At 29.4% G+C, this 13,048-nt stretch carries 12 protein-coding genes; 6 read left to right on the top strand and 6 right to left on the bottom strand.

The window, feature by feature from the left end; genetic code table 11:
• The first annotated feature begins 36 nt into the window (after positions 1–36).
• The 4 genes from IPP08_00705 to IPP08_00690 all read left to right on the top strand — a co-directional run bounded on the left by IPP08_00705 (position 37) and on the right by IPP08_00690 (position 4,076).
• On the top strand, positions 37–537 hold the full coding sequence (locus IPP08_00705; GenBank protein QQS66731.1) for a hypothetical protein: 501 nt from the start codon (positions 37–39) through the stop codon (positions 535–537).
• A complete protein-coding gene (locus IPP08_00700) occupies positions 509–2,464 on the top strand; it encodes a hypothetical protein (GenBank protein QQS66730.1) in 1,956 nt (651 codons plus the stop codon). Before IPP08_00705 ends, IPP08_00700 begins: the two co-directional genes overlap by 29 nt.
• A 177-nt stretch (positions 2,465–2,641) precedes the next feature.
• Positions 2,642–3,385, top strand: a complete 744-nt coding sequence (locus IPP08_00695) for a hypothetical protein (protein QQS66729.1) — start codon at positions 2,642–2,644, stop codon at positions 3,383–3,385.
• A 166-nt stretch (positions 3,386–3,551) separates the two neighbouring features.
• A complete protein-coding gene (locus IPP08_00690; GenBank protein QQS66728.1) occupies positions 3,552–4,076 on the top strand; it encodes a T9SS type A sorting domain-containing protein in 525 nt (174 codons plus the stop codon).
• 29 nt (positions 4,077–4,105) lie between these two features.
• Here IPP08_00690 and recR read toward each other — a convergent pair whose 3' ends face one another.
• From recR to IPP08_00660, 6 genes are all read right to left on the bottom strand, one after another.
• Positions 4,106–4,708 (bottom strand): recombination protein RecR, encoded by a 603-nt coding sequence (gene recR, locus IPP08_00685; protein QQS66727.1) that lies wholly within the window; start codon positions 4,706–4,708, stop codon positions 4,106–4,108.
• 215 nt (positions 4,709–4,923) lie between these two features.
• Positions 4,924–6,306: a DUF5103 domain-containing protein gene (locus IPP08_00680; protein QQS66726.1), complete on the bottom strand. Its 1,383-nt coding sequence runs from the start codon at positions 6,304–6,306 to the stop codon at positions 4,924–4,926.
• A gap of 47 nt (positions 6,307–6,353) precedes the next feature.
• Positions 6,354–7,412 carry an alanine--glyoxylate aminotransferase family protein gene (locus IPP08_00675; GenBank protein QQS66725.1) on the bottom strand — a complete coding sequence of 353 codons (1,059 nt, stop codon included), beginning with the start codon at positions 7,410–7,412 and terminating at the stop codon, positions 6,354–6,356.
• 60 nt (positions 7,413–7,472) lie between these two features.
• Complete coding sequence (locus IPP08_00670; GenBank protein ID QQS66724.1) at positions 7,473–8,096, bottom strand: cytochrome c family protein; 624 nt, start codon at positions 8,094–8,096, stop codon at positions 7,473–7,475.
• A gap of 96 nt (positions 8,097–8,192) precedes the next feature.
• Positions 8,193–9,674 carry an insulinase family protein gene (locus IPP08_00665; GenBank protein QQS66723.1) on the bottom strand — a complete coding sequence of 494 codons (1,482 nt, stop codon included), beginning with the start codon at positions 9,672–9,674 and terminating at the stop codon, positions 8,193–8,195.
• Between the two features lie 124 nt (positions 9,675–9,798).
• Positions 9,799–10,740, bottom strand: a complete 942-nt coding sequence (locus tag IPP08_00660) for a di-heme enzyme (GenBank protein ID QQS66722.1) — start codon at positions 10,738–10,740, stop codon at positions 9,799–9,801.
• 339 nt (positions 10,741–11,079) lie between these two features.
• On the opposite strand from IPP08_00660, the gene IPP08_00655 reads away from it, so the two are divergent.
• Together IPP08_00655 and IPP08_00650 are read left to right on the top strand one after the other, a co-directional pair.
• Positions 11,080–12,018, top strand: coding sequence for a T9SS type A sorting domain-containing protein (locus tag IPP08_00655; protein ID QQS66721.1), 939 nt, complete (start codon positions 11,080–11,082; stop codon positions 12,016–12,018).
• 28 nt (positions 12,019–12,046) lie between these two features.
• Positions 12,047–12,934, top strand: a complete 888-nt coding sequence (locus IPP08_00650) for a hypothetical protein (GenBank protein QQS66720.1) — start codon at positions 12,047–12,049, stop codon at positions 12,932–12,934.
• Positions 12,935–13,048: the final 114 nt, after the last annotated feature.

Here is a 13,048-nt window from a genome sequence, read left to right as displayed (position 1 = left end):
AAACACTATGCTGTTTTTGTTGTTATAATTCTTGTCTTGAATTATAATTTTTCTTTTTGTCAATGTAGTCTCTTCTCCCAATCCTTTGAAAGCAAAGATTTTGTTTTTACATTTCCTATTAATTCTGAAAATGGAATTAAAGGGACAGGAACTTTAAATACGAAGGTATATGTTTACTCTAAATTTAAATCTAAAATTGAAATTTTTAGTGGTAATTATCTTGTTATCGAAAAATATACTATTCCTTTTGATTTTTTGACTATTGACATCCCTACTGATTTTGCTCAAGTTATTCCTTATCCTTCAATTAACAACCCAAAAATACCAGAAGACAAGTTATATATTAATAAATCTTTACAAATAATCTCAGATAATTTGATAACTGTTTATGCTTTGAGTGGTCATTATTTTACATCTGTTGGTATGACTAATTATCCTGTTAATTCTTTAGGTACTCATTACAAAATTCAGTCTTTTGAGAACGCATCAAATCCTATTTTCAAAACTAATGGTCAATTTTCAATATCATCCCCTTGATAGTTCAGATGTTTTTATTACACTACCCTTAAATATGAATTCTAAAAGCCATAGAGGTGCTGATGGTACTTTTAAAATTAGAATGAATAAAAATGAAGTTTTCTTAATGATGACTGATTCCATTTATCAAGATTTAACTGGCACTAATGTTATTTCTAACAAACCTATCGCTATTACTGCTGGACATGTATGTGCTTATGTTCCTACAACATCTTATGCTTGCAATCATTTAGAGGAGATGCTTAGACCAACTGATACTTGGGGGTTTTCCTATCTTGCTTTCCCCTTTGCTACTCGTAAAGAGGGGGATACTTATAGAGTTTTTGCTTCTGATATTAATACTAATGTTTATATTAATGGTTCACTTTATAAAAACTTAATTACTACTTCTAGTGATTGTAATAACTCTTGGTTTGAATTTCAACAACCTCCTGTTGTTCCTTTAGTGTTTAGTACTGATAAGCCTATTTCTGTTGTTCAGTATTCAAATGGTTCTTTTTGGGATAGAGTATTAAACTCAGATCCTTCTATGTTGACATTAACCCCTACTGAACAATTTATAAATGAAACTCATTTTACTACTTTATCTACTTCAATTGTTACATTTAAACATTATCTTAATATAATTTCTGATTCTTTAGGTTTGTTTGATTTAGAAATCTATTTTAAATTTACTGATAAATGGAATAATCTCTTTTCTGTTTTTGGCAATAGTTTCTCTACTTTCTCCTATAAAGTTAATGGCGTTACTTATGTTGGCAAAACTATTTCTATTCCTGATGGCGAATATGCTCTTAGATCTAAATCTTTGTTTGCCGGTTATCTTTATGGGTATAACGAAACAGATGCTTACAGCGTTCCTTTAAATGCTGGGACTAAGTTTATTCATCTCCTTGATTCTTTCAAGCCTAAGGTTATGCATATTCAAGACTGCCTTAGTAATGTTGATGCTCTCGCTCAAGATCTGCCTTTTGATTCCCTTTATCGTAGTAACTTATCTATCATCTTCCTTGATCCTGATTCCTCTTTTAATTATGAACTTATTGTTGATCCTTTTATTCCTGGTCTTGATTCTATTGCTCACTTTAAGCTAAATGTTATTGATAAATCTAAAGATGCTCGTGGAATTATTATTGTTTCCGATATGTCCGGTAACTCTGTTTGTGATACTATCTTTTATTTTACTTTCTCTTTTAAATTTAATCTTAATTCTTTAGATTTTGGACTCCTCTATTTACCTAAATCTATTGATTCTTCAGTTATCTTTTCTAACTCTTCTGTTCATAAACTTAATCTTAAACCTCTATATCTGTTAAATGCTAATAATGGTTTCTCTATTATTAAACCTACTTCTCCCTTTACTATTGATTCTTCTCAATCTCTTACTTGTTTTCTCAAGTTTGCTTCCTCTGCTCGGGGGACTTTCTTTGATACTCTTGTCTGTGAACAAATCTCTCCTTTTGGAGTTGATTTCCCTTGTAAAAAAGTTCTCCTTCCACTTAAAGCTAAAGTTGTTGCTATCTTAATCAAAGTCTCTGATATAGACTTCGGTACCATTGTTGTTAACTCAACTTCTCTTGATTCTTTCTCTATCAACAATGCTTCTCTTGACTTTGAGGCTAAGTTATCTGTGTTTAATGCTTCAGGTATTCGCACTCCTGCTTTCTCTTTTACTAATGGGTTACCTTCTTTACCATTTGTTCTTAATTTCTTGGATCATAATACTGTTAATGTCTCCTTTAACCCCTCTGTGCCTGGTTCCTTTATTGACACTATTTTCTTCTCTCATAATGCTTACTCTAATCCTTTAAATGATAGTATTGCTATAATAAAAGGTAAGGCTGTTTATTCTCAACTCTTTGCTTCTGATTTTGATTGGGGGAGAATTAGAGTTAAGTCTGGGTGGCAGGATGGTTCTGTGCTTTAGCATAACATCGGTAATTCTGTAGCGCTTGTTAATGGTGTTATAAATTACTCCTTTGATTCTAATGATTTTAGAATTAATCCTCTTAATTTATCTCTTCTTAATAACTTATCTATTCCGCCTAATGATAGCGTTCTGATTAACGTTCAGTTTAATCCTTCTGCTATTAAATCTCGTAAAATGATTATTGAGTATAATGTTATTAAAGGAGGCAATGATGTTAAATCTTCCCTATCTGGGGATGGAACTATTCCTCTGCTTTTTACTCAAGATTATAACTTCGATTCCTTAGCTGTTGGTCTTGGACCCAATAATAGAAGTATTGTTTTCTCTATCAGTGATTCTAGCTTTATTGACTCTGTTTCTATTGTTGCTTTTAGTTTTAATAATTTGTCTGGTAATGATTTCTCTATTGATTCTAATTTTAAATTCATTAAACTTGTTCCTCCTATTGTTCTTAAAAATGGAGTGAAAGATTCTATTAATTTTGATGCTTTCTTCTCTGCGTTAGATACTGGGCTTAGATTCGCTAACGTTAAAGCCATTACTTTAGATAATGTTGACACCACTTCCCATTGGGTTGGCGTCGGTATCAACAATGGCTCTGTTCACGCTTTGGGGGCTGATGCGCTGAACGTCTGTGTTGGGCATGATTCTATTGTTAAAGTTAATATCTCTAATCTTGGATCTCATTTTGTTACTTTCAATAATTGTTCTTTTATTGATTCTTCTGTTAAGTTAATCTCTTCTCTTCCTCTTACTCTTTCTCCTAAGCAAAGTTTTGATCTGTTGTTTAGATATTCTCCTTCTGTTCAAGATAATAAATCAATCTCTATTGCTTTGTTTCATAATGATCCATTTTCTATTTCTCCTCTTTTTGTTATTCTAAATCTTAGTTCTGTTTCTGAATCTGTTTTTTTCTAAAGCTTCTTTATCTCCTCTTAATAGTAAGCTCTGCTTTATTGGCTCTGATCTGCAATTTAATGTTTACCCTGCTAATAGTTTTAATCTTCTTAATGTTAATTACTTTCAAGCTGTTGTTGATTACAACGTTAATGAGCTTCTATTTGATTCTTTAAATTTCTCTTCTTTGTCCGGCAATATCAATCTAAATTATTCTAAAAGTGTTCCTGGTAAAATTGTGTTTGATCTTTCTAACGCTATCTTTAAACCTAATGCTCCTCTGTTTTCTTTGAACTTCGGGGTTAAGCTATCGGGTAATGATAAGCCTTCTGTTGCTGTCTCTTTTGTTTCTACTAACTTACCTTGCGCTAATCTTGTTGGCTCTTCTGCTTCTATTTATGTTGAACCTATTTGTGGTTTGAAAAATAGATTAATTCAACTAACTAATTCTAACTATTATTTAAATCAAAATGTCCCTAATCCTTTTAATCCTATTACTAAAATTCAATATAGCTTAGGGCTTAGTGGATTTACTTCTTTTTCTTTCTTTGATTTTAATGGTAAACTTATTAATAAATTTATCAATCAGTTCTTAGAGGCTGGTAAATACGAACTTGAAATTGATGTATCTAATTTACCAAGTGGTTACTATTATTACTCTCTTAATAGTGGTTCATTTTATAAAACTTTAATTCTTTCTGTTGTTAAATAATTTATACTTTTTGGTTTGGTTTTTTCTTTCTATTGTACAATTACTCTTTCTTCTATTGCTCTTGACATTGTTGCTTCATCTACAAATTCGAGTGAACTTCCAAGTGGAATTCCACGTGCTATTCTAGTAACTTTAATTCCTAGAGGTCTTATCAATTTTGACAAATATAGAGTAGTCATATCCCCTTCAATATTCGGATTTAGTGCAATAATTATTTCTTTTATAGTTTCATCAACTAATCTTGAAATTAGTTCTTTTACATTTATGTCTTCTGGTCCTACCCCACCCAAAGCATCGATAGTACCGCCAAGCACGTGATAAAGCCCATGGAAATCATTAGTTTTTTCAATAGAGATTACATCACTTGGTTCAGCAACAACACAAATTATTTTTTTATCTCTTTTCTCAGAAGTACAAACTGGGCATGGGTCAACCTCTGTAATATTGCAACAAATTGAACAATATTTTGTTTTATCTTTCATATCAAGAAGAGCTTGAGATAAAGCTGCAATATTTTCGCGAGGTTGTTTCATTAAGTAAAGTGCAAGCCTCTGTGCAGTTTTTCTTCCAATAGTTGGGAGGCTGCTCAAATGACCTATAACTGCCTCTAATGATTCTGATGTATATAGCATTTCTAAATTATTATTTGATAAATAGTATTAAATTTTTTAAAAAATACAAGTTGAATATTTTATCGAATAAAATTATTTTTATTAGATATTTACAATTCAGTTTTAATAGATTTTGAAATAAAACTAATTAAAATATTATATCATTAAAACTCTAGAATAAAAGATATACAATTAGAGAATTAAATTTTTTAACAGATTAACCATTTTACAAATTACTATTTATAACTTCCTGTATATACTGAACTAAAACCAATAATTCTATCATAGCTACCTAAAGCAATATCCTGATAATAAACAAACCCATAAAATAGTTTCGTTGAAGTTTTGGAATTCCCTTCAAGTAAAGTTGGTTCATATTCAGTCAGTACATTTAAATCATAATTCCATTTTCCAGCAAGATATTCATACTCATGTTTTGCTCTTCTAATCAACCCCCTAGTTCTATAATATCCAGTTTTTGGATCATAAAATAATCTCCATTTATCAGATGGAGTCCAGTCATTAAAAGTACCAACAACACATATATCTTGAAGAACACTCCCTCCTTTTAAATCTAATCTAAATTCAAAAGGGATGTAGTCTTCTTCATTACTTGGAATTAGCGGTATTAAAAGTACACCATTATTATCTGCTACAGCCCCTCCATTTCTAGGTAGATCGCTTAAAGGAGTTGTTAATGATTGGGTACCAATAAATGGGAATGAACTTATATCTGTTAAATCTAATAACCTATGTTCATTCCCAGCTGGAATGTTCATAAAATCTGCATTTACTCTACTTGAAAAACTCTGGAACCACCTAGCAAAGATATATCCTTTCTTAAACTCATTTGTAGATTCTTCTGCCACAATAGGGAAATTCCATTTTCCACTTTCATAAAGTACCAATGCTTTTATATTGTATCCAAATATGGTATAATCTGGTAAAATCTCTGATGTAACTCTGAAACCATGTTGAGGTACATCAGTTTGAGCACTTTCGTAAAATCCCGATTGAGCAATAAAACTAATTTTCGCATTATCTTCAACAACAAAGAATTTAGCCTCTGCTAACACTTTGTTACTGTTGTAATAATCTAATACTTGAGCTATGTAATTACCTGAATGTTCAATTTTTAATAAACTAGATTTTGATGGGAAAGATATTTCAGCTGTGTAATCGTATTGCCTTACTCCAATTGGTGCTCTATGAATTAAAAAATCATTTGATCTCATATTTACAGGATCTTGAATAAAAACATTTTTTGTTGATCTCCAGTTTCTATCACAATGAATTATCTGTAAAGTTAAGTTCGGTGTATTATGTGCAACTATATCACATGAAATTGTCAATGCTTTCCCATTCCCATAAACATCTTGATTTATATTTAGTGGCTGTTCGTTAAAAAAAATAATTGGTGGAGATGATGTTTCTCCAATTCCATAAATTCTAATTCCTCTTACTAAAACTTCATTATCAATTTGTGTTGAATCTGAATCTGATCTTTCACCAGTTTTATTACTTTGTATTTTGATACAAGAACAAACAAGTAACGATAATATCGACAATGTTAAAATTGAACCTGAATTTATTTTATTTTTCCAAATCATCCTTAACATATTTATTTAAATATAATTTCACGTTTTAAAAGTATTATTTATAGATATTACTTCAATATTTTTTTAATCGATGAAACAATATTGTCTATATCCAACAATGATGTTAGCCCCATATTCCCAACTCTGAATACTTTTCCTTTTAATTTATCTTGTCCCCCAGAAACTACAATTCCAGTCTCTATTTTCAATTTTTCAATAAAATTATCAAATGGTAGAAAATATGTTAATACTCCATTGGAAGAATTATTTGGGAACATTTCAAATCCAATTTTCTTCATTTCACTTTTGAACAAATCAGCTGTAATTTTATGTCTTATCCAAACTTTTTCAAGACTTTCATCAATAATTAATTTTAGACTTTGATTTAAAGCATAGATTAAATTTACTGCTGGAGTAAAAGGGCTTAAATTAATCTTTAAAGACTCCTCATATTTTTTTAAATCTAAATAATATTTAGATATATTTGATTGGATTTGAAAACTTTTAGCTCTTTTGCTTAGACATATAAATGATAAACCTGCAGGTGACATTAACCCTTTTTGTGATGAACAAATTGCAACATCAACACCCCATTTATCAAAATAAAATTGATGTACTCCAATTGAAGTTATTGCATCAATAATAATCAATCCATTGAAAATTTTCCTTAATGAAAGAATAATTTCTTCAATATCATTTAATGCACCAGTTGAAGTTTCAGAATGAGTTAAACAAATTGCTTTTGTGTTTGGGTTATTACTCAAAGCAAATAAAATCCCTTCAATGCTTACACTTTCACCCCAAAGTACATTTATCAAATGTGGTTTTATATTGAAACAAATTGCTAAATCAAACCAACGTTCTGAAAATTTTCCTCCACCACAAACTATTATTTCATCTCCTTCACTTAATGTGTTCACTAGTGCAGTTTCCATTATTCCGGTTCCACTTGTTGCTAATGTATATACTTCTTCTTCAGTTTGGAAAACGTATTTTAATCCTTTATTTACCACTTCAAACAATTGCTTAAATTCATTTGATCTATGATACACTGGCTGTTCATTCAATGCCAATAAGGCTTGCATTGGTAACGGAGTGGGTCCAGGTGTGTATAAATATTTTGTCAAAATAAATTTCTTTGAAATTGGAAGGACTGTGATTAATTCATTTTACTAACTGTATGTAAACTATTTTTTTTGACTAATAGTATCCTTATTGGTTTTGATTGAGTTATTATTTATCAACAGATATTTTCTATTCCTTGTGGAAGGATGTTGAATTTTCAGCCATTCTTTTTCAGCTGAAAAATTTGATTTTTGAAAAGGACATACTTCTTTGTCATTAATATCTTTAGCATGACATGAATAGCAATCTTCAAGAGAACCCCTAACACCTCCGTTCATTTCAAATGCTAAACTATCTTGCATTATTTCAAATGTTGAATACCTTGAGCCAGCTCCATGACAAGCTTCACAGGAAACTCCGTCATCAGCTAATTTTAATTCATATTCATTTAATGGTTTATGTGAAACTGAAGTATGGCATTTGTAACAATTTGAAGAATCCATTTGTTTCAAAGCAATAAAATCTTTTGCTACTTTAGAAAATAAAGTTTTATATGCATTTGAATGAGCACTATTTAACCAAATTTTATATTGTTCACCTGAACTATTAGTTTCATGACAAGTTTTGCATCTATTGCTTCCAATAAATCTTGTTGATTCTCCATGTTCATCTTGAGTTAACCAAGCAATAATACCTATAGCTATTGCAACTGCAAGTGCAAAAATTATATAACCAGTTCTATACATTATAGTTTAAATTAGCTAATCCATTGTTGTTCAAAATAAATATTTTATGATTTAAGTTTAGTTAATAAAAGATAATTTTCAAACTCCAAAAGTAATTTAATATACAAATTCCTTTTTATTTACTCCTTTAGAATTACCATAAACTACTACTGTGAAATTTTTTAAATACTTTTGTGCAGTTTCATTTAATTGTTCTGGTGTTATTTTTTTTAATTGTTCAAGAACATTATAAGCTTTAAGCCATGAGCCAGTATAAAAGTATGCCTCACCAATTTCATCTGCTTGAGATAAACTAGTTTGTTCCTTCAAATTATTGCTTGTAATCCAACTCGCTAATCCTGATTTCATAGAAATATCTTGCAAAATATAATCTTTAAAAAAATCAAGTACATAATTTCTAGATGTTCTCCAAGCTGAATCTGGAAGTGTTGTTGAAATACTTATCTCACCATAACTTATTTTTCCAAATTCTACATTAGCATCTGGCGCATAACTTAAATTTCGTTCAACTCTTACTTCACGGAATAATGATCCACCTAAAAAGCTTGTAAGCCTCATCATTGGATAATACAAAGAATCTCCAATATTTGGTGAGAGATATCTGGCAATAATATAACTTGTTGGTGCTGACCTCCCTTTTTCTGGCTTCACTATATTTACCGAAGACATGGATGCATTTTTAGGTATATCTAATTTTAACTCTTTATAATTTCCTACTGGGAAATTATAAAATGCTTTTTCAGTTTTATTGTAAATGTTTGTTGAATCAACAGCCCCAATAACAACCATGAATAATCTTGATTTTTGAAATAATGATTTAAAATGAGTTTCTGCGTCTTGAATTGTTAACTTTTCAACTTCCTTAACTTGAGCATATCTGCCATAAGGGTGACCAGCAAAAAAAATACTATCAGCTAAAAAGCTGGCATAACCTTCAGGGCTTGCAGTTCTGTTTTTAACTCCATTTATTATCCTTTCTTTAACACTTCTAAATTCTACAGAATCAAATTTTGGTTTACTTATTATATCTGTAAAATAATTCCAGACTTTCTCGAAATCTGAATCAATACACCTTAATGTAACTACTGAAAAATCCCTTCCATCACCTCCTGCAATTCCAGCATACATTTTGTTTAATGATTTTTGATATTCAATTTTATCCGTTCCATCTGGTCCTGATAAAAATGGAATTATCATAGCTAATTGCTCAAGAGCCGGTGACACACCTTTAGACAAATATGAAGTGCCACCTTTTATATAAAGTTTTACAGTTATTATTCGTTGTCCTCCACCTGTAGAACGCATAATTACTGGTAATCCTCCAGCATTAAATTCTTTTACATCTGGGTAACTATTTTTTTTGGGAGGTATTATAGTTAATTCACTAGGTATACTTTTTATTGAATCTAAAATTTTAGTTTTTTGATTCTCAACTTTTAAAGTTGAATCATTAATTGATGCCGCTATAGGGACATTTGTTTGAATTTTTCTTGATACACCGCATGAAGTCAAAGCCGTAACTCCAACAATCAATAATATCAAATAAGTATAATAACCTGTTTTTATATTTAATTTCATTCTAAATATCATTTTAAATTATATTCTAAAAAATTTTTTAGATAAATTTTTGTAATTAAGTTGTTTAATTTTTATCTTCCAAAGATAAAGATTAACTGAGAATATTTTGTTCAAGTTGGATTTATCAATAATCTAATTTACTGTTTTCAAATTTGTTATTTTCTATAAAATTTATATTCTTGGATATAGTTGTATCTGTCAATGTGTATAAAAATTCTATAATATCTAATTTATCTTTTTCTGAATAATTAATTCTTTTTATCAAAGTGTCTTTTTGTGGATTCTTGCAACCTCCATTGTAAAAAAAATCAATAACATCATTTATTGTTTCTATACCTCCATCATGCATATATGGAGATGTATTCATTACGTTTCTCAATGAAGGTGTTTTAAATTTTCCATCATCTTTACTTAGATTTGTGAACATACTCAACCCAAGATCGTTTGATGGGTATTGAAAATATAATCCTATGTTATAAAAATTGTTATCTGTAAAAAGTGGTGGTACATGACATTTATTACAAGCATAATTATCTGAGTTAAATAATTCTAAACCACGTTTGGCACTGGCTGAAATTGCATTTTTGTTTCCTTTAACAAAATTATCATAAGTTGAATTGAAACTGTTTAATGTTTTAACAAATTCAGTTATAGCCATTATTATTGATCCATATGTAATTGTTGTATCATTTGGAAATGCCAATTTAAACAACTTCTTATATTCTTTATCATTTTCAAATTTTGATAGATATTCTTTGTTATTGCTATCAAGACCTAACTCCTTTGGTGTAATAGAGAATAAAGGCTTTAGCATTTGCTGTTCAAATGTTGTGATATTTGGATTTGACCAATGAAGCACTTTCCTATACTTTGCATTAATTAAGCTTGGTGCGTTATGATCAAGTACATCTGCTTCTAACCCAGTTGATTTCCTATATCCATCTGTAAAAGCAAAATTTGGATCATGACAACTTGCACATGCCTTTGTACCGTTTAAAGATAATTTAGTATCAAAGAAAAGTTTTTTGCCAAGTATTTGCTTTTCGTTTAATGTATCCTTTTTCACATTATAATTGCAAAAAGATAAAATTAAACAAGTGAAAATAATTATTGGAATTGATATGTATCGATATTTATTGTTTGGTTTTTCCAGTTGATATACAAACTAAAATATTAGTTAGTTTTTATTGATTTAAAACTCTATTTTAAATTGATTGGTAACAGAATTGATAAAATTAATTTCTTACAAATTATGGATTTAATTTAGTTAATCTTTTTAGTCCTTTTAAAAACTCTTTTAAAATTACAAACTTATTTAATTTTTGTTTAATTTTATACATTCTATTTAAATGATAATATTTTTCGTATAAAGCTTTTTTAAAATTTCAATAAACAACAAATTATTATGAAACATTCTTTCAAAATTAATTTTTTACTTTTATTTATTTTACAATTTTCATATTTATTTGCAGTTACACCTACAATACCTAAACTCATCAAACCTTTAAATAACGCTAGGGGTGTTCCTAATTTCTCTACTAAATTTGAATGGGAAAGCATAGAAGGTGAAGTAAGTTATCATTTACAAATTTCAACAGATACAAACTTCATAAAAATAATTTTCAATGCAGATTCATTAACCGAAACTGATTATTACTACAATGATTTGTTTACTTTCAAAACAAAATATTTTTGGAGATTAGCTTCTAAAGATAAAACTGGAACTAGCAATTGGAGCGAGGTATGGAGCTTTACAATTACAGGATTACCTGATGCTCCTTTATTAGAATATCCTAAAAATAATGCAATAAATGTGGAGAAAGAATTAGCTTTCCTTTGGAGTGAAACCCCCGATGCTTTATTTTATGATATTCAAGTTTCCACTGTTGAAAATTATGCTGTTAGAGCAATTGACCAAGGTGGGATTCAAACTGGGGGTTATGAAACAATTAATCTTTTACCTAAAACAAAATACTTTTGGCATGTTAACTCACAGAACACTTTCGGGCTTGGACCTTGGTCTGTTAACTGGAGTTTTACAACTGGTGATTACATTCCAAGCAGTGTAAATAATACCAACTCAAATAAAGTTAATTTAATATTAAAACCAAACCCTGTTAAAAATCAAATTGTTTTGGAATTTAATTTAGATAAAAAATGTTTATCGAGTTTTTCAATAATTAATGAACAAGGTAACTCAGTTTATAATTCACATAGAGAATTTGAACTTGGTATAAACGCTTCTATTATAAATATTTCTAATTTTAATCTTGCTAAAGGTGCTTATTTGCTTATGTTTAAAGCTGGATCTACAATTATCAATAAAAAATTTACTGTTGAATAGTTTTTATTTTATACTAAATTATTCTACTATGAAAAATGTCATTTTTATTTTTGTTAGTCTTTTCTTACTTAACAAATCTGTACGTTCTCAGGTTGTATTTGCAGTAGTTCATGGTAATCAAAACAAAATTTCGGTAGGTAGTACATTAGGTAGTGGATTATTCTTAAGTAAAGATTCATTAAAAACCTGGGTTCATCTTGGTCCAGAGAATATCAAAGCCTTTTGTGTTGATGCAATTGACTCATGTAATGGCAAAGTAATATTTCTTGGTGCTGGAGATGGCATCCATAGAACATTGGATTATGGTGCGAATTGGAAAACAGTTACCGATTGGAGAGTTAAAGAAGTTTTAGATATTAAAATTGATCAGTTTAATTCTAATTACATTTATGCTGCCACTGCTTTTGGCTTTTGGCTTTCAACTGATGGTGGGGAAACATGGTCTAACCCAAATACACCCATGAAAAATAAATATTCTTATAAAGTTATAATACGAAAATATACATCTAATACTAACTCAGTTATTATAACTGGCGAGAATGATTCTATTGCATATATTAGCAATAACAATGCTAAAACCTGGTTAAAGTATGGTCTATGCTGTCGTTCATGCATATATCCAACTTGTAATTCAATAATGAAGAATATCTATTCATGTATTTCTACTATAAATGGTTTGGTTGTTGCTGGTGAAAAAGGATTGATTATTAATAGAGTAAAAGAAGGTACACCAAAATGGGTTGATATTTCCAATAATTTACCAACTCCAGTTATACATTCTGTTGTAGAATACAAAAATAATTTAGTAGTTGGTACCTGGGGAAATGGTATTTATAGATTTATAAATAATGTATGGGTACCATCAGGCCTAGAAGGAACACAGATTTGGAGCTTAACTGTAAAACCATATTTTTAAATTTAGTTTTATATTTGAAGTTTTTTAGGGTAACAATTCAAATTATTTGTAAAATAAAACCAGCAAGTAAAATTCAATGCTTGCTGGTTTAATATTTAAGACTCTTTTTAAATT

The organism is Chlorobiota bacterium, from assembly GCA_016700335.1.
In the GTDB taxonomy this organism is placed as follows: Bacteria; Bacteroidota; Ignavibacteria; order OLB7; family OLB7.
The sequence above is the reverse complement of the archived record's forward strand: the minus strand, read 5'-3'. Positions and strand labels throughout refer to the sequence as shown.